The sequence below is a fragment of the Candidatus Thermokryptus mobilis genome, from assembly GCF_900070205.1.
Lineage (GTDB): Bacteria > Bacteroidota > Ignavibacteria > Kryptoniales > Kryptoniaceae > Kryptonium > Kryptonium mobile.
In genome coordinates this window covers 1-22,666 of the sequence record NZ_FAOO01000017.1, presented here as the reverse complement: position 1 = coordinate 22,666, position 22,666 = coordinate 1, and the positions used below count along the sequence as shown (strand labels likewise).

Sequence of the window (22,666 nt, the reverse complement as noted above, 5' to 3'; positions counted from 1 at the left end):
TATGGGGTTTAAAAATGAAGAAGGTAACAATAATTATTTTGGTTATTCTAGTTGCTTTTTCAACCCTTCAATCTCAAGTGAGAAAATCCGGTATTAATTCACTTGCCTTTCTTAAAGTAGGCGTTGGCGCAAGACAAGTTGGTATAGGCTCAGCTGCGACAACTTTGAAAGGCGATCCGAATATGATGTTTTGGAATCCAGCTGGAATCGTTTTATCGGATGAGAAGTTAGCGGTATCCTTTACTTATAATAGGTGGATCGCAGATATAAATCAGGTAGCCATAGGGGCGGTTTATAATTTAAAGGGGATTGGAACGATCGGAGTTGGGATAATAAGTTTTGGTTTAAGTGGTATAAGTGCAGATAGAGACCTTCTCCCACCCGATCTTGCTTATCTACAAATTGATAAGCAAACATCCTCTACTTATAGTTTTCGTGATTTTGCTTTTATACTCTCATATGCGAGAAATGTCACCGATTTACTTTCACTTGGTGTTAATTTGAAATATTTAAACGAGCGTATTGATGATTTAAGTGCGAGTGCGTTTGCGATTGATCTTGGGGCAAATTATAAAGTTACAAGTTTTTGGAGTCTTGGGGCACGGCTTTCAAACCTCGGCTCAGATATAAGATATTACGATATTTCCTCACCAATTCCTCTTTCTTTCTCAATAGGAACATCTCTCTATTATACTTATCAAAGAAGCTTAACGGGTAGATTATTTATAGATGTCGTTCAACCTCAAGACCTACCACAACTTTTCTTCACAGGTGTTGAGTTTGACGCTTGGAGTATGATTTCGGCGAGATTTGGATACAAGTTTAATTATTCAGGTACAAAGGATAAAGGGACATCATGGCGTGATCCGATAGAGACAACCATTGAGGGATTTTCTGCTGGTGTTGGGGCAAAAATTGAATTTGGGAATTATAAAGTTAGTTTTGATTACGCATTTACGCAGATGAAAATCCTTGACAGCGTCCATAGGATCACTGTTGGTGTTGGATTGAAGTGATTTTTGCGAACCGCCCATTGTGGGCGGTTTTTTTTCCATCTATTTTAACTCCAAAATAAATATAAAACACAAAGTGAAGACAAAACTTTTAACCACGACTGTTGTTGGAAGTTATTCTCTGCCAAAATGGCTTGAAGTTATAAGAGAATTACATAAACAGGGTAAAATAACCGATGAAGAACTTGAGGAAGCATATGATAATGCGGTAAAATCGTGTATCAAAGATCAAGAGCTGGCAGGTATTGATGTCATAACAGATGGTGAGCTTAGGAGAGAAACAATGGTTTATTTCTTCACTAAGAGAATTTATGGATTTAAGAATGATGGCAAAATGAAACCGATCGGAAATCTTGATCCATCCATCCAGATGCCTGATCCGATAATTTTTGATAAGGTGCGAAGAACTGGAAGTATTGGGATTGCAAGGCATTGGAAATTTCTCAAGGAGCATACGAGTAAAGATACAAAGGTTACAATTACTGGACCTCAAATGTTGGCAAAAAGGGCTACAAATGAGTATTATAGTGATGAAAGGGAATTGATCCGTGACCTCGCTGAAATTTTAAGGGAAGAAATAATTGAAGTTGTTCAAGCTGGTTGTAAACTTGTGCAAATTGATGAGCCGGTTTGGGTTGGTTATCCCGAAGATTTGCCTTGGTTGGTTGAGATTTTCAACTGGATGATTGATGGTATTGATGCAAAATTTTGTCTTCACATTTGTTATGGTAATTATCAATTGAAGCGACTTTTTAAAGGACAATACGCTGACCTCTTTCCGGCCCTACTTGATGTGAATGCGCATCAGCTGAGTTTGGAGTTTGCGGTCAATGATGCTGAACCGCTTGAGCTTTTCAAAAAATATGGGACGCGCGATAAGGAAATAGTTGTAGGTGTAATTGATGTTAAGGATCCGAAGGTTGAAACACCAGAGGTTGTTGCTAATAGGATTAAAAGAGTTTTTGATGTGATCCCACCCGAAAAAGTTTGGCTTTCGCCTGACTGTGGTATGAAATTTATGCCAAGAGATAGAGCATTTGGAAAGCTTTGCGCTATGGTTCGAGGGGCTGAAATAGTCCGTAGTGATCTTTAAAATTAAAAGTTCCTGAGTGTGAATAAAATAACTTATCACTTTGTCTCTCAAACCCATTGGGATAGAGAATGGGTTTTATCGTTTGAAGAATATAGAGTTATGTTAGTTGATTTTTGGAATGATTTATTTAACATTTTTGAGAACGACCCTGACTTTAAACACTTCATGACGGATGGGCAAATGCAAATGGTTATGGATTATCTTGAAGTTAAGCCACAAAATTTTGAAAGGATAAAAGAACTCGTCCAAAGCGGGAGATTATCAATTGGACCATGGTATATTCAAATTGATCAGTTTATACCAAGTGGTGAATCACATATAAGGAATCTTTTGATCGGGGTTGAGATGGCTCAAAAGTTTGGAAGGGCGATGCCGATTGGTTATATACCTGACCAGTTTGGACACATAGCACAAATGCCGCAAATTCTTAGGGGTTTTGATATTGAAACAGCTGTGATATATCGTGGCTTTGGCGGTGAGCCTGGGCAGGAATCCTCTGAGTATGTATGGGAGTCACCAGATGGAAGTAAAGTTTTGATGTTCCATCTTCCAAAAGACGGCTATAGTTTTGGATATTTTGCAATGGATGATGAAGATACGATCTTTAAAAGGTTTGAGCGTTTAAGGTCTGAAATAGATGCAAGGGCGAGGGCGAGTCATCGTCTTATTTTAAATGGTGGCGATCATCACTGGCCTGATATTAAACTTACCAAAGCATTGAAATTATTGAAAACTAAATATTCTGATTTTGAATTCCTTCACTCAACACTTGAAAACTTTGCTGATTGTGTCAGATCTGAGGTTGACCTTGAAAAATTACCAAAGCATTTCGGTGAGACAAGATTTGGCTTAAGACATGCGTTTGCAGTCATCGGTGGAACTGCCTCTACAAGAGTTTATATCAAACAGCGAAATTATTTAGCCCAAATTAAACTTGAAAGAATTCTTGAGCCGTTAAATTCTTTTTCATTTATCCTCGCCAAGAAAGACAGAAGCGAATTAATTAAACTGGCTTGGCTTTATTGTTTACAAAATCAGGACCACGACACCATCAACGGAACTGCTGTTGATAGGGTTTATCATGAAGCCCTTGTCAGATATCTTAAAATTGACGAGATAACAAACGCTTTTTCATTTCAAGCTACAAACGATATAATACCTTTTGACAGCAAGTTTTTCAAGGACGATAAACATATTTTCATCTTCAATCTTTCCCCATTTGAATTGGATAAGGTTGTTGAGTGTGAAGTTGAATTCCATCTTCAAGATGTCGTCGTTGGTTTAAATCCAGATGTCAAACCATCTCAAAGTTTGAGCCGTGTTGATGGTTTTAGGATTTTTGATTCAGATGGTGGGGAAGTTGAATATCAGGTCCTAAGCCGAGATACAAAATATTCTCTCGTTTGGGGATATCATGAATATCCACATCAAATACTTGTTGATAGATTCAAAATTTTGGTTGATCTTAAAAATTTACCTTCGTTCGGTTGGAAACGGCTTGATATAGTTCGTGATAGTTCAATCGTCGTTTATGAGGAAAAGGTTAAGTATGGTGTTGATGAATTTGGAATTTTTTACATGGAAAATGATTTTTTAAAAATCAAGGTCAATAAAAACGGCTCAATAAAAGTAATTGATAAAGAGAAGCGGATTGAGTTTGATAATTTAAACATATTTGAAGAATCAGGGGATGTTGGGGATGAGTATAACTATTGCTTCCCGGATGAAGATGAACTATACTATTCAACTGATTTCACACCAAGTATTGAGATAATTGAGAAAGGACCTTTGAGATGCGCTGTTCAGATTCGTTATAACATCCCAGTTCCATCTTATACGACGCAAAGTGGAAGGAGCAAGGAAAAAATTGATATGGAGATATCATCGGTGATTTACTTGAACTATAACTCAAAAAGGGTGGATGTGAAGACGAAAGTTAATAACAAGGCGAAAAATCATCGTTTGAGGGTTATATTTGACACGGGGCTTAATACAAATACAAGTTACGCGGATTCGCAATTTTGCATCGTTAAAAGAATTCACAAAAAATACAACTGGGAGGATTATCCGTATGAGAAGCCATTAAATCTTGAAGTTTTGCAAAGATTTGTTTGCGTTCAAGATGAAATTAAAGGTATCGCAATTTTTACGAAGGGATTATATGAGTATGAGCTATCTATTGATGAACCCGGACGACTTGCGATAACACTTTTGAGAGGAGTGGGACAGCTTTCCGAATCAAATTTAAAAACAAGACCTGGTGGAGATGCCGGTTGGAAAAATGAAACACCAGATGCACAATGTATAGGCATCTACGAATTTGAATATAGCATATTTGTTTATAAAGCTAATGAATTTGAAGATGTCTGCAAACAAGCCGAGCTATATCATAGCCCAAATTTCTATGTGAAGAGAAAGCAGGAAATGAAAGAAATTTCTGATGTTTCACTTATTAACTTTGAAGGGAACGGGATTAACTATAGCGCTTTAAAGGTATCTGAGGATAAAAAAGGAGTTATCTTTAGATTTTATAACCCGTTTTGGAAAGATTCTTGGTTCAGATTTAAACCAAATTTTGACTATGCGAGTGTTTCTATTGTAAAGCTAAACGAGGAAAAGATTGCTTTGCTTGAACCAGATGAAGATAAATTCTTCAAAGTTGATGTTGAACCTTTTAAAATTATAACTATTAAAGTTGAGTTATGATGATAATTAGAACAGCCGATAGAAACTCCCCTGGAGTTTTACAGTTTGAAAAAATGGGTAAGATTATAATTTCAATTGATGGACTTGGTGAATTTGAAGGTGAAAATTGTATTGAAAAAATAAATATAAAAGATTTCGTTTCAAGTAAAGGATGGGTGAAGATTTTTGGTAGTGTTGCTGATTTTAGTTGTATTGTTAAGGTATTTGAGGAATCCGATGGTCTTAAGTTTAATTATGAAGTTTTGTTCAGGGGTAAAGACATATCAAAGGGCAGATTTAGGATAATTTTTAATTTTCTTGATGTCGGAAAACCAAGATGGCTTGTGCCAGGGATTTTTTATGCGGATAATTCATTTGGTAAGTCAATCAGAAGATATCCCAAATATAATCCTGTAGAGGTTGATGCCGACAATTTAGTTTCAAATTATTGGTCCTTCTCATCTCGGAGGGCTTCTATTCCGGCGGTTTTTTGTTGGTTAGAAAACTTTATGTTCGCTATTTTGACTGATGTTGATTTCTCCCATGGTGAATCGGGTATATTTTTCTCTGGGGATTTAAATGATGTAAAGATAGGGTTAATTTTCCCCTTTTCTGAGGAGCCCGCTTCTTACATCCCGTATCTTAATAATCGGGCGATCAAGAATTTTCTTGAAATTTATCCTGAAGAGGAGATCAATTTTTCTTTCAGATTGTTCTTTTCCGAGTCGGATCTCCACGCTTATGATCGGATTATAAGGAAGTTTTATTATGAGTTAAGGGAAAATAACAAACCATCCCCTTGGTTTTTGCTTGATGACGGTGCTGATATTTCTGCTTTTGGTCTTTATCGCTGGCATTATATACCTGAACATAGAGTGATATATGAAACGCGAGGATTTGATAATGTTTTGAGTTCAAATGTTAACAATGCGGACATTAGACCTCATATGCATATATCTTGGGTTAGCGGTATTCCTTATGCTTTTGCTTTAATGAAATATGGCTACATAAAGCGGAATTCGAATTATCTGGAGGCTGGAAGGTCTGTGATTGATAAAGTTGTAAGTGAGGGAAGCACTCCTTCTGGAATTTTATGGTCACAATGGACGCTTGAAAATGGATGGACGGATGGTTGGAATCCAAAACCAGGGCTAACACAAGCGCGGACTTTAAGCGAAGCGATTTTATTTCTGATCAGAGCTTATGATTTTGAGTTGAAAAACGGGTATGAACACATGGATTGGAAAGGATGCATTTTAAGAAATCTAAATTATGCTGTTGAAATTCAAAGGGAGGATGGGAATTTCGGATCATATTATAACTCAAAGACTGGGGAAGTTGAGATTTGGGAGGGGTGCGCTGGCTTGATGTGGATATCAGCTCTTTGTGAATGGTATAAAATTTATGGGGATGAGAAATTTAAAACATCAGCAATCAAAGGTGGGGAATTTTATAGTAAATTTGTACTTGATGAGCTAATTTATGGAGCGCCGGAAGATGCCTTTATGGTTCCTACATCTGAAGATACATATAATGCGGTTATTTCTTATGTGCTTCTTTATGAGATAACAGGTGAGAAGAAATGGCTTAAACTTGCAGAGAAAAGCGCTGATTTAATGATGACCTTCAGATTTGCTCATAATTTGAAATTTCCTGAAAATACAATTTTAAATCTCTATGGTTTCAAAACGGTTGGTGGCGATATCGCATCCCCTGTTAATCAGCATCTTCATAATTACGGATTGATTTGTGTTCCTGAGATGCTTAAACTTTATAAATTCACAGGTGATGATTATTATCTTGATAGAACGATTGATAATATTTGTTTTTCGCTTCAATTTATAGCGAGATTTGACGGTGACTTCAACGCTCTTCGCGGTATGATGCCTGAACAATTTTATTATGTTGATTGGCTGCGACCGTCTGGAACAATTTTAACACTTTCACACTCTTGGTGTCTTGGTATGGTGATTTATGCCTTTCTCTCCGTTATTGAGTCAGAGTATAGGGATTTAATTTTCGGTAAGATAAAAAAATATATCAAGGGTTAAAAGTGAAAACATATATTAAAACTGGCAGACCCGAATTTGATGAGTTCATCCCAGTTATCAAATACTTTTTTGATGAAAATAGGGTTGATGTTTATATTGATGCGAAAAAGATAAGGGCTTATATTGATCCGGATGCACCTTCATTTTGGATAAGGACGATAGCCGATCATCTTAGGGCTTCAAAATATTTTGACGATTTAAGAAGTGTCGTTGAACATTTTGCGGAGACCCAGGCTGATAACGGAAGAATTTTTGACTATTTCACTGTTTTCCCGGAGAAATTGCCTTGTGAGAGGGAAAATTGGGCTAAATATGTTCGCGTTCCAGTTGAGGCGGATGTGGAATTTCGTTTTATTAAAGCGATTTTTCTCGTTTGGCAATCAACTGGAGATGACCTTTGGGTTCGCAAACTGTTGCCGAAGATGGAAAAGGCACTCAATTACATCTTGACGCATCCGTGGAGGTGGGATAAAAAATTAAAACTCGTCAAAAGGGCTTATACAATTGACACTTGGGATTTCGCTTATACGGCGGGTAAGCATAATTGGTTGCAGTTTCAGATAGATGAAAATACTTTCTGGGGGATAATGCATGGAGATAATAGCGGATACTATGAGGCGTTTTTAATAATGTCGTTTTTCTACGATTATTTTAAAGATAAGAAAAAAGCAAATAAATGGAGAGAAAGAGCTGAGAGGTTAAAGCGAAGGATGAATAAAATTTGTTGGAACGGGAAATTTTACACCCATTTCGTTAAGATAACGCCTGTTACAATTGAAGGTGTTGATGAATCTCAGCAGTTAAGTTTGAGCAATCCGATGGATATTAATCGTGGGGTTGCTACTCATAAAATGGCTGTTTCAATCATAAACGAATACCTGGAGAGAAGAAAAAGAACGCAAGCTTTTGCTGAATGGTTTTCAATTGATCCACCGTTTCCAGATGGGATTTTTGGAGATGAGAGAATCATTCGCGGTGCATATTGTAATGGTGGGATTATGCCACTTGTGGGTGGGGAGCTAGCTAAAGCAGCCTTTGACCATGGATTTGAATGGTATGGTGTTGACATATTGAGGAGGTATTATGAACTTGCTATTAAGACAAAGAAAAGTTATCTATGGTATTTTCCTGATGGGACACCACTTAGTCAAGAAAAGATGACGAGCCCGATGGAGTCATCAAAAGATGTTTGGGGTTCAAGTGCGATGTTTTATGCTTTGATGGATGGATTGGCTGGGGTTGAGGATAAGTTTAAACTCTTTAAAAAGGTTAAATTATCGCCACGCTGGCTTTCGGCTGAGGTGGACAGAGCGGAGGTTAGCGCTTATTATGACGCTTCGGGTAGGGGTTTATTTTATGAGTTTGAATTTGACGGTGATAAAATTTCAATTAATGTAACGGTTGAAAATTCCTTTGTTGATTTTAATGTCCTTTTACCGGAGGGGGCGTTAGCTGATAAGGTTATATTTAACGGAAGGTCAGTTGATTTTAAAAATGTTAAGGTTGAGAAGAGCCGTTATGTGAATTTTTCCGGCTTGATTAAAGATGAGGCAAAGGTTAAAATTTATTTGAAAAAATCAAAGAAGGATATATAATGCGACTGGCACAACCTGTTGATTATATTGTCCTTGTATTTTATTTCATTTTGATGATCGGGGTTGGGGTATATTTTTCAAGGTTCAGCAGAAGTGTTAGGGATTACTTTGCTGGGGGTAATAGGATACCTTGGTGGGTGAGCGGTATATCGCTATATATGACCAACTTCAGCGCTTGGACATTTACAGCAGCTGCTGGTTTTATATACCATTCCTCTTGGTATGGGGTTATCTACATAAGCAGTGGGATAGTGACTTATTTTATCGGTGCTCTACTGACAGCTAAGAGATGGCGTAGGTCGCGTGTTCTATCACCGATTGAATACACTCAAACGAGATTCAATCGTCAGACTCAACAATTGCTCGGCTGGGTGATTTCGCTGAATTTCATACTTTCAGCTGGGGCGCAGCTTTCAGCTACCTGTAAATTCCTTGCGCCTCTTTTCGGGATTGATCTTGACCTTTTGATAATTATAACAGGAGTTGTGATTTTAATTTATACATTCCTTGGAGGTTTATGGGGGGTTATGATTACGGATTTTCTTCAGTTTGTAATTTTGTTAAGTATTACTTTGATAGTTTCACCTTTGAGTTTAAGTCTCATTGGTGGTGTTAAAGGTTTGCTTGAAAAATCACCGGCGCTTGTATTTGAACATATTTATAATAATGTCCATTATGACTTTCATTTCCTCGTGGCGATATACTTAATAGGAATTTTTGGCATTGCATCTGGGGCTTCGCAAAGATTTTATAGTGTTGTTGATGAGAAGTCGGCTTTGAAAGTTGGGATTTTGGCTTCCATTTTATCTTTTGCGCAACCTTTACTTTTTGCCATTCCGCCACTTGTTGCAAGGATAATTTGGCCAGATTTAACACAGGTTGATTTCTTCAAGAAATTTTTTCAACCGAACGATCTAGTTTATCTTGCCGTAGCTTTAAAGTTTTTACCTGTTGGTTTAATTGGTCTTCTTATGTCTGCAATGCTTGCTGCGACTATGAGCACTCTTTCAAGCGTTTACAATTATGTCGGTTCAATAATTACGCGCGATATCTATCTGAGTTTGTTAAATCCCAGTGCAAGTGAAGCGAAACAATTCAAATTCGGCAGAATAATTTCGCTTGTCCTCGGTTTAATTGTAATCATTGAGGCGTTGATTTATATCCATAGCGAATTTGGTATTTTCAATATCATGACTACATTTTTCACCTTGTTTAATATCCCGGTGATAATTCCGCTCACATTTGGCTTGATCTCAAAAAGGATACCAAGATGGGGTGCATTTTTGAGTATAATTTGGGGTCTTGCAGTTGGAGCTATGGCAAGATTCGTAGCGGGTTGGTCAATGGGGTTACAGGTTTATATAGCTGCGATTTCTACCTTTGCGGTTTTGATGCTAAGTTATAAAATAAGACAACTTTACCTTTCAAAAAGAAAAACGCTTTATTTTGTTTCTTTTATTGTTTCCGTTTTTTATTTATTAATTTTTGCATTGAATATAACAGGGGAGGTTGTCCCAGCTAAAATCATAATTTTAATTGTTGGGTCTTTTGCTCTTGGATTTAGCCTGGTTTATTCCAATAGGTTCATCAAAGAGGAGCCAACTGATAGAGATGTCATTGAGAATTTCTTCAAGAGGATTGAAACACCTGTTGATGTTGTAGAAGAAGTTTACGGAAAAGGGGAAAAAGAGGTTTCAACCTTTCCATTGCTTGGGGCTATCATTATTTTGATTGGTGTCTTGATACCCTTCCTTTCATTTGTTGGTGGTTCCAAGAGGGATATATTCATATTCTTCGCAGTAAGCGTAATATACATCATCTTTGGCGGTTTGATGGTTTATTATGGTAGAAAGGCGGAATTAAAGTTTAAGCGGTATCTTGAATTTGCCAGAGCAAATAAACAAAAATAGGGAGAATTTATGAAAGTTAAAGACGCTCTAAAAAAGGTTAGCGTAATCTGTTATCATAAAGGTTGCGCGCCGGTTGTTAGGACAGTTGCTCTTGAGCTTAAAAATTTTATAGGTAATGTGAGAATTGAAGAGGCCGAAGTTAAGGAGATAGACCTTGAAAATGGAGTTTTCTATATATCAACTGCAGATGAATTTCTATATGAAGGATATGATAAGGGGATACATGATTTCAATAACTATTTTGTGTATTTTCGTATCAATGAAAACGGCTCTGGCATAATGAGTGCATCAAGGATGGAATTTCTTTATTCCTTTTACTCACACATAATTGAGGATAAGCTAAATGATGATATAGAAGAATTTCTTGGGGGCAAATTTTTTTCTCCCGCTTTCAAGTGGATACGAACTGTTAATGATTTCTTTTTAACTCAGCAGGGCAGAATTCAGAGAAATTTTGATAGGGAAGGCTATATTCGCGGGCTCGCAAAATATGGCTTTACTCATGTTGAAGTGAATGGGCTTGGATTTCCCATGGGAATTGAAATCGGTCCTAAGGGTGAGGTTTATCCGATGTTTTATACATATTTACCAGCGCTTGATCAATTTGTCTACAGCGAGCTTAATCGTGGTGTTTATCCATTTTACTACCTGAGCATAAATCTTGCCTTTCTCAAAAAGAATGCAAAACTTGCTTTAAAGTATGGGCTTGTGCCAGGACTTCTTTGTTTTGAGCCACGCTCTGTCCCAGAGGAAATTTTCGCAAGATATCCAATGCTTAGAGGCGCGCGGGTTGACCATCCATTTAGAAGCTTTAAACCGAGATTTAACCTTACGATAGCTCATCCAAGAGTTCTTGAGCATTATGCTGAGATGCTTAGGAAATTATTAAAAGAGGTTCCAGAGCTTGAATTTATTTCAATCTGGACGAATGATAGTGGTGCTGGATTTGAACATACTAAATCACTTTATGTTGGGAGAAATGGAGGGGCTTATCTTATCCGTGAGTGGAAAAGCGATGAGGAGATAGCAAAAGTTGCTGGAGAAAATGTTTTAAGATTTCTTAGGACTTTGAGAGATTCCGCCTCTGAGATCAATCCTAATTTTAGGGTTATAACACGACTTGAACCATTTTACGGAGAGCATGAAATTATCTGGAATGGGATTGAAGATAGAATTGAGATTGAAACAAATTCACTTCTTGGAAGAGGCTGGCATTTGCCTTATTCACATCCAAAATATTCGGATGTTAAAGAGATTGGTGGAACCCCTCTTCACATCAAGGTTGATGAAAAAGAAAGGGATCTTATCCATGAACTTAAATTGAAAAAATCAAATGCTCATTTTTACTTTGTTTCCGGACCTTATACATTTTTTGATCCGCTTATTGGGATTCCTTACCCTTGGCTTACGTATCAAAAATTAAAAGCACTTAAATCAATTGGCGTAGATCATGTGGCTCATATGGGTGGTATAAATCCACCGAATCTTGTCCCGTATAACATAAATCAGGAAATCATAAGAATTTTTCAATTTAATCAGAACATTGACATAAATGAAGAAATAGGAAGGATTGCAAACTCATGGGTTGGTGGAAGTGCCGATGTGTTAATAAAGGTGTGGAAATTAACAGAGGAAGCGATACTTTCTTATCCGAACCCAATCCCATTGTATTCAACATTCGGATTCACTTGGCTTAGGATTTGGGTCAGACCTCTTGTGCCAAACATTGAAGCTATTCCAGAGGTTGAGCGAAGATATTATGAGGAATTTATGTGTTCAACCCCCCATAACCCAAATAATGTTGATTTAATGCGGGATGTCTTGTTTGAGCTAACTGATAAAGAAAGGTGTGAGCTTGCGGTGGAAAGGATGGATAAGTATCTATTTCCACCATTGAAAGAAGCGATAAAGTTGCTTGAAGTTGAAATTGAAAAAGTTGAGGATAAAAATTCACAAAAATTGAAGGTTTTGTTTGATCAGTTGGTTAGATTGAAGGCATTGAAATGTTGGTTTATGACGATAAGGAATGTATCTGCTTGGATTGTTTGTGTTCATGGTTATATTGAGAGTAAAAGTGAGGTTGAGAGGAGCGATCTCAAGAAAAAGTTAAGGGATATGATTGAGCTTGAAATTGAGAATACATTTGAACTTATCAATTTATGGGAACATCGCAACGATGTTGAATTTATGGCTTTAACGGACATGGGGGAGACACCGCTAATACATGGTGAAAATTTCTGCGAGCTTTTGAAGAATAAGATTGAGCTTATGAAAAAACATGCGGATGATGAGCCATATATTGATCCAGATTATATGTGGAAAAGATCTGCTATGATGCTTTATTAAAAATAAAAGGGATTAAGAAATGTTTGAGATCGGTATTGTCAGCGATGAAATTTCACTTGATATAAGGGAGGCGTTTGAGATCGGTTTGAAACTTGGAATCAGAAATTATGAACTTCGTTGTATTGGAAGTTATGATAAGCGAGTTCCATTTGCTGATGAAAAAGATATTGATTTTATCTTAAGAGGGGTTTCATCCGGAAGGATTAGGATAACGGCACTTTCACCAGGGCTATTTAAAATCAAACCGAGCGATTCTGAAAGATTGAAATTTGAAATCGGTGAAGTTTTGCCGGAAACATTTAAGCTTGCGAGGAAACTCGGTGTGGAAAAGATAATTATTTTTGGTTTTGTCAGAGATGGGACGCCGGAGGAATTTGTAGTTGAGATACTTAAAGATGTCGCTAGGTATGCGTATGAGGAGAAATTTAACCTTGCGATTGAAAATGAACCTGGTTTCTATTGTGATAGTGGGGTTAACACTGCAAGGATATTGGAGAAGGCGGGTGCGGTAAATCTTGGTGCTAATTGGGATCCTGCTAATGCTGTCGGGTCTGGAGAATTCGCATTTCCAATCGGGTATGAAAGGATAAAGAACTTTATCTTTAACATTCATGTCAAGGATGCGGTAAATCAACCTGAGTTTAAATGTCTTCTTGTGGGTGATGGCTCGGTTAATTGGTTTGGACAACTTAAGGCGATAATACACGATAAAGTGCTTGACAATATCACAATTGAAACACATCATTTGCCGTTGATAGAATCAACCATTGAAAATTTAAAAAGGGTTAGAGCGATTCTAAAAGCAATTGAGGAGCTTGGGGAATGAAAAAGGTTAATGTTGCGCTCGTTGGAGTTGGAGGTCATGGCTTGACGATAAGAAAAGCTGTTAAATTGTGTCCCCGAATTAATGTTGTTGCTGTTTACGATATTAATAAAAGTTTAGCTGAGGAAGCATCTAAGGAGTTTGGATGTGAAAAATTTTCAAATTATGATGAACTTCTTGAACTTCGTGATATAAATGCGGTTATCATTGCAACGCCAAATCACTTACATTTTGAGCAGGCGTATAAGGCATTGAAAAAAGGTAAGGATGTTTTCATTGAAAAACCGATCACCGTTAAAGTTGATGAAGCGAGAAAGCTTGTGAGGTTAGCAAGGTCTGAAAAATTAATCCTTCAAGTTGGGCACAATACAAGAAAGCGGAAGGTTTTTAGGAAAGCAAAGGAAATTTTGGATAGCGGGAAACTTGGTAAGGTTATTTTTTTTGAAGCCAATATATCTATGAAAACTGGGCTTGGTCGTTTTCCAAGATGGAAAGCGGATAAAAGCAAATGTCCACTTTTGCCCATGACTCAACTTGGGATTCATTTCGTTGATGTGATTTATTATTTGCTCGGTGAGATAACCGATGTTTTTGCTCACGGGAGAAAGTCGGTTTTAAAGGTTGAAGATACGGTAATAGCGGCGCTCAAACTTTCAAGTGGTGTTATAGGTGTTCTTTCAAGCTCTTATGTTACGGGGGACGCCTATGAATTTAAAATTTATGGAACGGATGCTTTTATGAATTGCTATGTTGATAGGGTTGAACTTTGGCAAGGGGATAAAGATAAGCCGGAGGTTTTCATCTTAGTGGAGGATATTGATAGTTATCTTGAAGAGGTGAGTGAGTTTGCTGAGTGCGTAATCCACAGAAGAAACCCTGAAGTTGATGGTTATATCGGTATGAAAAATTTAAAGGTTGTTGAGGCAATGATTGAATCAATCGCTAAGAAAACCGCAGTTAGGGTATGAGGAGAGTTTTTTTGATCTTTGTTTTTTTGATTCAATCGCTAAATCAAAGTGAGAGTTTCACAAGTGAATTTGAATTGCGCAGGGAGAAAATTTTGAAGTTTTATGTTGATTCGGTTCAATTGGGTAAAGATAAAGTTGATTTTTTTATTTTAACCGCGAAGATAAAATTCAGTAAGGAAGTTAAAATTTTATTACCTTATCTTGACTCGCTTATTCAAAATCCAGGGATTGGTGATATGTTTTTTGCTTATCAATTGATAGGGCTTTATTTACATTGTAAGGAAAATCTTCCTTTTGAGTATCGCGATAAGATAAAGAATGTTTTCAAGACGAGGACGATATATCGTGGTGATACGGAAAATCACTGGCTGATGTATTATGTTGCTTGGTATTTGATTTCACAGGAATGGGAAAATGAGATTTGGTCAAACTTGAAGACATCATCTGAAAACTTCCGTGAGGCAAGCGAGTATATTAATTATTGGGTTGATGGGACAACTTCATTCGGTCAGATGGAGTTTGACTCCCCAACGTATATAATTACTTTTGTTCCACCACTTTGTTTGCTTTATGATTTTGCTCAAGATACATTGATGAAAAAGATGGCTCAGATGATGCTTGAATATATACTTTTTGATTATGCTGTTGAATATCTTAAGGGTTGCTATTGTGGAGCGCATAGCAGGGATTATCCGGAGCTTGCTGTTAATCCGATTCAAGCGCAATCTCAGGCGATAGGTTATTTGTATTTTGGTGAAACGGAGTTTGATCCAAGGTCAATGAGGAAAAATGCCGTTATTTTTTGTGCTTTGAGCAAATTTAAGCTTCCCGATGTGATTCGCTATATAGCTACAGATAGGCAGTTTCCCTATGAGCATAAGGAAAGGAAAAGGGTTAGAAATGTTATAAGATATGGTAGGGAAAGAAATCCTGCTGTTTATAAGTATACATATATGACAAGGAATTATTGTGTTGGGAGCTTGCAGGGGGGAATATTGCAACCGATTCAACAACACAGTTGGGATATAACATTTTCAAATGGCTTGACAATTTTTTCGGTTCATCCTTACTTTTCTGAGATTGAGCTTGGGATGTTTTTCCCTGAGGAGGTAAAAATTTTACCTGAGCTTGTTGACAGAGCTCATAAAGTTTATAGAAGCCCCGACAAGTGGACATCGTCTTCACCGTATGAGCGTATATTTCAATATCGCGGTAGTTTAATAGTTTTATATGGTCTTTTTGAGATGGTTGAGGGGGAGAAATATAGACATGTTAATATCTTCATTCCAAGAGGTGTTGATAGATTTGAGATAGATACAGTTGGTTGGGTGATAGGTAAAGTTGAGAATGGATACTTTGGGATCAGGGTGTTAGGGGGGGTGTATGAGCTGAAGTTGGAGGAGACATGTTATAGATTTAGGGTGTATGGTGATAAAATTTGTTTGATAATTGAGGTTGGGGATAGCGATGAGTTTGGGGATTTTGATAGGTTCAGGGAGGGTTTGAAGAGCTCAGAGGTTGATTTTGACTTTGATATATTTGAGGTAAGATATAAAGGGATAAGGGGATTTGAGATGAGGTTTGGTTATTTTGGGAGCAGATATGTTGATGGGGTTGAGTATAAGCTTAATTGGGGTTTGTTTGACGGGAGATTTGCGAGGTCTGATTTAAAAAGTAAAGTGATTGAAATAAACTACAAAGGCAAAAAAAGGGTGCTCAACTTTAATAAATTAACAATAGAAGAAACGCAAGCGATACAATGAGAGGATTTAAATTTTTATTTCTTTTGTTTTGTATCTTATTAAATTATTCCACTGCGTTGAGTGAAAGGAAAATTTATGCGGTTGTTTTGATAAGTGGGAAAATGATAGTTGGTGCGGATAATTCGCTTTCTGGATTGTTCATCTCTTCAGATGATGGAAATTTTTGGATTCACAAGGGGTGGGGAAATATAAAAGCGACCTCAATTGCTATTGAACCAAATTCAAAGGGTGAAGTTCTGTATTTGACGGCTGGAAATGGTGTTCTTAAATCAACCGATCGCGGTGAAACATGGAGAATTATGACTGATTGGAGGGTGACTGAGGTTTTAAGAGTCGTTATTCATCCAGAGAATAAGAATGAAATTTTCATTGCCACGCCTTATGGTGTATTTAAATCGGTGGATTCTGGGTGGAGTTGGGAGGAGAAAAATGATGGTATAAAGCCCGAGGAAACTGGGACGACATCGTCAACATTTGTTAGCTCAATTGTGATTGACAGGGGGAATCCGAGCAGAATTTTAATTGGAACTGAAGATGGAATTTATGAGAGTTTGAATAGAGGCGAAAGATGGAAGGCATTAGCCTTGAAAGGCATCGGCATAAGGGTGCTTGTTCAGAGTCCTCACAATTCGGATGTTTTATTTGCTGGAACGGAGAGTGATGGTATCTTTAAATCAAGCGATGGTGGGAAATCATGGAAAAAAGTTAACGATGGATTGACCTCGCTCACAATTTACACGATTGCATTTGATCCGAAAAATGATAAGGTTATATATTCAGCCGGCTTTAAAACGGGGATATGTGTATCCAACGACGGTGGAGAAACATGGAAATGTTCAGAAAAAGGTCTTGATGGTTTTAACTCTATACATTCAATAGCTGTTCATCCAGATAAACCTAATTTCATTGTTATTGGAACGATTGATGGTGGTGTTTTTATAAGTGCGGACGGTGGAAAAACTTGGAGACATTCTGGACTTAAAGGGGCGATTGTTTGGACTGTCCATATAGAATAGCAAATTAAAGGTGTTAAAAGTATTATGAAAAGAAGGGAATTTTTGACAACTGTTCCAGCTATTTTATCACAATTGGCTTATTTTAGATTTAATCCTGCATATGGGGTAAGAGATTCATCTAATTCAGGTAAGCCATTTGAAAAATTTAATACCCAGAAACTTCATCCAGATTACATCACCACTTTGCCCGGGGTTGAATACTTTTTTCTCGGTAATGGTGAAATAATTGCTGTTGTTCAGCTATGTTTTGATGCGGATGCTGGGGGTTCATTTTTTGGTCTAACCTTATGGGATGCGGAGAGATTTACAAGGAAATGGGGGACATTTCTTTATCATCCTGAGCGTGGTTTTGAGAACACTAAACTGGTGGTTAGGTTTGGGGATGAATTCTTTTCTATTGACAGAAGTAATTTTAAGTCAATATCCTGGGACTTTAACTCTGGGTTTCCAATGGTTAGATTAATTTGGGGGAATGAAAAGCTTGATGTTGAAGAGAGATTTTTCGTCCCAGTCAAGGGGAAAATTTTGTTCAGAAATATAAGGGTTACAAATAAAACGAGTTTTGAGATTCCGATTTCACTTCGGCTTCAACTTTATCCCAACTTCGCCTTGTTTGATGAGATTTACACGGATGATAATAAAGATAAAGTTGTGGTTGCAAAAGGATGGACCATTTTGAAACTTGGAACTCTTTCGGAAAATGTCAGGACATTGGGTAGATATGATTTATGGGTAGATTTGAGGGGGGCGGAGAAAGAGGTGGTTTATATTTATTCGTTAGGGGATAAAGAAGATGTGCAGATAAAAAGGTCTCGGAGAAATTTCTTAACATTAATTGACAAAACGAGAGATTTTTGGATAGATAAAACAGAGATGGAAAGCGATAATGAGGTGTTAAACTCTTTGTTCAATGTGTCTAAAGTTTGTTTGAAATCAACAGTTTCAAAAAGCGGGAGAAGGGATTCTGGAATTTGGCAATACAATATGGAGTGGGTTAGGGATGATTCAATGTTTTTGATCGGTTTATTGATGTGTGGTTTTTTTGATGAAGCGAGGATAATGTTGATAAAGATGTTAGAAAGGTTTGTTGGTCCTGAAGGACAAACGATTGAATCAAGTAGATGGTTTGGGTATGAGCTTACGGAACTTGATCAGAATGGAGAACTTTTATATGCCCTTTGGTCGTATGTGTGTTGGACTGGGGATTTTGAGATTGTTAAAAGATATTGGGATAAGGTTGAACTTGTTGCGGAATTTCCGCTTAAAGATGTTTTTTGGGACAAAACGACCAAACTTTTGAGAAACAAAAGGGAATTTTGGGAGAGAACTGATGCATTTGGGGTTGAGGATGGATATGAACTTGCTTATCAATTTTGGGTTTCAATTGGGCTTGAGAAGGCGTCAGAGCTTGCGAAAAAGTTGGGTAAGAGTGGATTTGCACGGCGTTGGGCTTCAGCATCAACGGAGATAAAAAATTCAATGTTGAAGTTTTTAACTTTTAGTGAGGAAAGCGGGAAAAGATTTTTTATAAAGCGTAGAAAAGTCAATGGCGAATGGCAGAGGTATTTTATACCTCCTGATAGAAGTAGGATGCCGGCAAACTCACCGATTTCAACAGAGGCAAATCCGTCTTCAGAGCCGGATGTCTCTGAGGTTTTACCGATTATCTATGGATTAGTTGAACCTATAGATGATATCTGTATTGGTACACTTGAAAGGGTTGAGAATTTGTGGAATCAGCGTTGGAATTATGGGGGTTATGAAAGGTATGATAGTTCAAGCGAACCGCAACCACCAGGTCCTTGGCCTCTTGCTTCATTGCTTGTAGCAAGAGCGTATATAGAGATGAAAGAATATGATAAGGTATGGCGGGTTCTTAATTGGCTTCACAATATAAGTGGCGGGAAATCAGGGGGATGGTTTGAATATTATTCTGTTGAACATTTAACCCCGCCTCTTCCTCCTGTTGGCGTTGTCGGTTGGACTTGGGCTGAGCTCGTCGCTCTTGTAATCCACCATATCGTTGGAATTAGACCTGAAATTGAGAATCTTGTCATAAGACCATCGCTTTTAAAAAATTTAAATTTTGTTGATGTAAATGTTAAAGTCCGAGAGATGGAGATGAAATTAACGATTGAAAGGGGTAAGGACATTTCTGCAATCGTTGATGATAAGAGGGTTGAGATGAAAAATGGTGCATTGGTTTTACCTTATTTCAAGGGCAAAATTAAAATAAAGTTATCAGTGATATGAGATTCTTTAGGTTCAGGACTATTGATGAACTTAAATCTGAGGTTAAACATCTTGGGCTTGATGAGATCATAAAGTTTGATGAAAATCTTAGTGAGGTTTTTAAGCCGATCAAAGTAGGTCGGTTGGTAATAGGTAATAGATTTGCCGTTCATCCGATGGAGGGTTGTGATGGGACATTGGATGGTAAGCCAGATGAGCTTACATTTAGAAGGTGGGAAAGATTTGGGGGTGGTGGGGCAAAGTTGGTATGGGGTGAGGCAACGGCGGTAGTTGAAGAGGGGAGGGCAAATCCAAGACAACTTCTTTTAAATGAAAAAAACTTAAAAGAATTTGCACTTCTTGTCCAGAAAGCAAGGAAAGCCCATAGAGAAATCTGGGGCGATGACTCAGACCTTGTAATAGGAATTCAACTAACACATTCAGGTAGATGGAGTTACAAAAGGCCAATCATAGCATTTCATAATCCAGTTGTAGATAGTTTGACTTACATTGATAAAGAAAAAAAAATTCCAATTGATAAAAATTATCCTGTTGTATCTGATGATTACCTTGAACGACTTGAGGATAAGTTTGTAAAATGTGCTAAGCTTGCTTTTGAGGCGGGGTTTCAATTTGTGGATATTAAACAGTGTCATACATATCTTTTAAACGAGCTTCTTGCAGGGAGGACAAGGGATGGAAAGTATGGAGGTGATTTTTTAAGCCGAACGAGGTTTATAAGAAATGTCGTCCGTAAGATAAAATCGGAACTTGGCGATAAAATTGAAGTCGCGTCGCGTATAAATGTTTTTGATTGCATACCTTTTCTTAAAGATATAAATGGAATTGGGAAACCAGTTAATTATCCTGTGCCTTATCTGTATGGTTTTGGGGTGAAGGAAGATAATCCGCTTGAACCTGATTTAACAGAGCCGATAGAGTTAATCAAAATCCTTGCCTCTATGGGTGTTAAGTTAATTAACATTTCAATGGGAAGCCCTTATTATAATCCACATATAGGAAGACCGTTTGAAACACCCCCTATTGATGGATATAAACAACCTGAACAACCCCTTTTTGGTGTAGCGAGGCATTTTAAGCTTACTTCAGAGGTAAAAAATGCTGTTGGTAGTGATGTTATAATTGTCGGGACGGGGTATAGCTATCTCCGTGAGTTTTTTGTCTACGCAGCGGAAGCGAACATTAAAGAGCAAAGGGTTTCTATAGTCGGCGTTGGCAGGGGAGCACTTGCTTATCCCGATTTCTTTCTTGATCTAAAAAGGTATGGGAAATTAAATCCATCAAAAGTTTGTATTACGATAAGTCATTGCACAAATTTGATGCGTTCAAAACATAATGAACTCGGTCAATTTCCAGCTGGATGTGTGCCTCGGGATAAGGTTTATGCGAAAATTTTTCAGATTGCAAGAAAGGGATATACGAAGAAATAAGGGTACGAAATATTTATGCGAAGATAATCCATAAGAGTCCAATTATTATTGCAAGTATGATGGATAGAATTAGATTTGACTCATCTATTTTAGCTTGCTTTAACACATCCTTTGATATTAGGAACTCGCTTATTTTTTCATCTTTTTTGTCAAACATTAAACTCACGGTGAAAAATATAATTGAAGAGATGGTAAAGGGAAAAATTGCAAAGTGCAAGAAGTTGATCTTGATGATCCATAAAAGTGTTGGATCTTGTAAAGACCGCTATGGCTATGCATTAGTTCAAGGGTTAATCGCAGCAAGCCGAGTAAAGAACCGATTATGAAGGATGCTATTTCTCCTGCTCCGTTTACCTTATGGGTGAGGCTATTGGTGGCGAGATATAGGCTTGGAGGCTTTGTAAAAATCCATAGAAGACCCGAGATTACAATAAAGGATGTCGCTATCCTTCCGACAAGCACGAGTTCATGTTCGGTTGCTGACTTTTTCATCTTTCTATAAAGTTCCATGTAATGTAAGATTAAATAGATAAACTTGGTTGCAGAGATTTTGCGGGTCTTTAAACGAGAAATGCGAGAGGAGTTGATGTTGCGTATAACTCAAAGGGTGAGAGGAAATTTATTATCCAAATTAAATTTATTAGCAAAAGAAGCCTGGTGTCATTTGGTTTTAGATTGGAGGTTAGGTGAGTTTTGTGATTTGGATCGAGGTAGTGTTATTTTTTTAATGAGGTTTGGTTTTAAATTTTAAAATTTTGAGCTCTTGCATTAAGATATAATAAAAACACAGGGATTGATTGGATATGGAGGTTGGTGTTATTGGTGTAGATGTTGGTGGGACGAAGATGACTGCAGGTTTGTATAGGGAGGAGATTGTTAAGTTATTAAGGGTTCAAGTTGATCGTGGTGCGGGGGCTGAGGGTGGGTTTAAGGTGATTTGTGATATGTTGGTTGATTTGTTTAACGAGGCGAGGTTGCGGGGTTTTAGTGTTGAGAGGATAGGTGTTGGTTTTGGTGGGCCGGTTGATTTTGAGAGCGGGGTTGTTTATTTATCGCATCATGTTCGTGGGTGGGAAAATTTTCCTTTAAGGGATGAGCTTGAGAGGCGTTTTGGAGTTTCTGTTGTTGTTGATAACGATGCTAATGCTGGAGCGCTTGGGGAGTGGGTTTTTGGTGCTGGTAGAGGGATTGATGATTTGATATATGTTAACATTGGGACGGGCATTGGTAGTGGGGTTATAAGTGGTGGGAGGTTAGTTCGTGGTTGGAGAAATTTGGCTGGTGAGATAGGGCATATGACTGTTAAGTTGGATGGCCCTGTTTGTAGTTGCGGGAGGAGGGGTTGTTTGGAGTCGTTAGCTTCTGGGAGTGCTATTGGGCGTGAGGGGAGTGAGCGATTTGGAAGGGCGATGAGAAGTGAAGAGATTTTTGAGCTTGCTTTAGAGGGTAATGCTATAGCTAGGCAAATTCTCTTTGAGGTCATTGATAGTTTAGCATTTGCGATTGGTGCTGCGGTAAATTTATTTAATCCGAGGAAAGTGATTCTTGGTGGTGGAGTTGCTGAGGTGTCGGAGAGTTTGTTGGTTGAGCCGTTGAGGGAGAGGTTGTCATATTATACTTTGCGTGAGGTGTATGAAGGTTTGGAAGTTGTAAGGGCGGAGCTTGGCTACGATGCTGGGGTTATGGGGGCGATAGCTTTAGCAATTGTTATGTTTTAATG

16 protein-coding genes are annotated in these 22,666 nt (G+C 37.7%); 15 read left to right on the top strand and 1 reads right to left on the bottom strand.

What is annotated here, in order from left to right:
• Positions 1 to 14: 14 nt before the first annotated feature.
• From FKZ43_RS09565 to FKZ43_RS09505, 13 genes are all read left to right on the top strand, one after another.
• Positions 15 to 1,016, top strand: a complete 1,002-nt coding sequence (locus FKZ43_RS09565) for a PorV/PorQ family protein (RefSeq protein ID WP_140945669.1) — start codon at positions 15 to 17, stop codon at positions 1,014 to 1,016.
• A 73-nt stretch (positions 1,017 to 1,089) separates the two neighbouring features.
• On the top strand, positions 1,090 to 2,106 hold the full coding sequence (locus tag FKZ43_RS09560) for a uroporphyrinogen decarboxylase/cobalamine-independent methonine synthase family protein (RefSeq protein WP_181180330.1): 1,017 nt from the start codon (positions 1,090 to 1,092) through the stop codon (positions 2,104 to 2,106).
• Positions 2,107 to 2,124: 18 nt separating this feature from the next.
• Positions 2,125 to 4,812, top strand: coding sequence for a glycoside hydrolase family 38 N-terminal domain-containing protein (locus FKZ43_RS09555; protein ID WP_140945667.1), 2,688 nt, complete (start codon positions 2,125 to 2,127; stop codon positions 4,810 to 4,812).
• Positions 4,809 to 6,842: a glycoside hydrolase family protein gene (locus FKZ43_RS09550; RefSeq protein WP_140945666.1), complete on the top strand. Its 2,034-nt coding sequence runs from the start codon at positions 4,809 to 4,811 to the stop codon at positions 6,840 to 6,842. Before FKZ43_RS09555 ends, FKZ43_RS09550 begins: the two co-directional genes overlap by 4 nt.
• Positions 6,843 to 6,844: 2 nt before the next feature.
• On the top strand, positions 6,845 to 8,437 hold the full coding sequence (locus FKZ43_RS09545) for a glucosidase family protein (protein ID WP_235894740.1): 1,593 nt from the start codon (positions 6,845 to 6,847) through the stop codon (positions 8,435 to 8,437).
• Entirely contained in the window at positions 8,437 to 10,347 is a 1,911-nt protein-coding gene (locus tag FKZ43_RS09540) for a sodium:solute symporter family transporter (protein ID WP_140945664.1), read from the top strand. Before FKZ43_RS09545 ends, FKZ43_RS09540 begins: the two co-directional genes overlap by 1 nt.
• Positions 10,348 to 10,356: 9 nt before the next feature.
• Positions 10,357 to 12,693 (top strand): hypothetical protein, encoded by a 2,337-nt coding sequence (locus FKZ43_RS09535; RefSeq protein WP_140945663.1) that lies wholly within the window; start codon positions 10,357 to 10,359, stop codon positions 12,691 to 12,693.
• A 19-nt stretch (positions 12,694 to 12,712) separates the two neighbouring features.
• Entirely contained in the window at positions 12,713 to 13,519 is an 807-nt protein-coding gene (locus FKZ43_RS09530; RefSeq protein ID WP_140945662.1) for a sugar phosphate isomerase/epimerase family protein, read from the top strand.
• Positions 13,516 to 14,484, top strand: coding sequence for a Gfo/Idh/MocA family protein (locus tag FKZ43_RS09525; RefSeq protein ID WP_140945661.1), 969 nt, complete (start codon positions 13,516 to 13,518; stop codon positions 14,482 to 14,484). Before FKZ43_RS09530 ends, FKZ43_RS09525 begins: the two co-directional genes overlap by 4 nt.
• Positions 14,481 to 16,247 (top strand): hypothetical protein, encoded by a 1,767-nt coding sequence (locus FKZ43_RS09520; RefSeq protein WP_140945660.1) that lies wholly within the window; start codon positions 14,481 to 14,483, stop codon positions 16,245 to 16,247. Before FKZ43_RS09525 ends, FKZ43_RS09520 begins: the two co-directional genes overlap by 4 nt.
• Positions 16,244 to 17,263 carry a VPS10 domain-containing protein gene (locus FKZ43_RS09515; RefSeq protein WP_140945659.1) on the top strand — a complete coding sequence of 340 codons (1,020 nt, stop codon included), beginning with the start codon at positions 16,244 to 16,246 and terminating at the stop codon, positions 17,261 to 17,263. Before FKZ43_RS09520 ends, FKZ43_RS09515 begins: the two co-directional genes overlap by 4 nt.
• A 24-nt stretch (positions 17,264 to 17,287) precedes the next feature.
• Complete coding sequence (locus FKZ43_RS09510; protein WP_140945658.1) at positions 17,288 to 19,516, top strand: glycoside hydrolase family 15 protein; 2,229 nt, start codon at positions 17,288 to 17,290, stop codon at positions 19,514 to 19,516.
• On the top strand, positions 19,513 to 20,946 hold the full coding sequence (locus tag FKZ43_RS09505) for an oxidoreductase (protein ID WP_235894739.1): 1,434 nt from the start codon (positions 19,513 to 19,515) through the stop codon (positions 20,944 to 20,946). The genes FKZ43_RS09510 and FKZ43_RS09505 overlap by 4 nt, the downstream gene beginning before the upstream one ends.
• A 13-nt stretch (positions 20,947 to 20,959) precedes the next feature.
• Here the strand turns inward: FKZ43_RS09505 and FKZ43_RS11495 are convergent, their stop codons facing one another.
• Entirely contained in the window at positions 20,960 to 21,103 is a 144-nt protein-coding gene (locus FKZ43_RS11495; RefSeq protein WP_181180328.1) for a hypothetical protein, read from the bottom strand.
• 216 nt (positions 21,104 to 21,319) lie between these two features.
• Between FKZ43_RS11495 and FKZ43_RS11665 the strand changes: the two genes are divergently transcribed.
• Positions 21,320 to 21,448, top strand: coding sequence for a hypothetical protein (locus tag FKZ43_RS11665; protein ID WP_268904471.1), 129 nt, complete (start codon positions 21,320 to 21,322; stop codon positions 21,446 to 21,448).
• A gap of 301 nt (positions 21,449 to 21,749) precedes the next feature.
• Entirely contained in the window at positions 21,750 to 22,664 is a 915-nt protein-coding gene (locus FKZ43_RS09500) for an ROK family protein (protein WP_140945656.1), read from the top strand.
• The last annotated feature ends 2 nt before the right edge of the window (positions 22,665 to 22,666 follow it).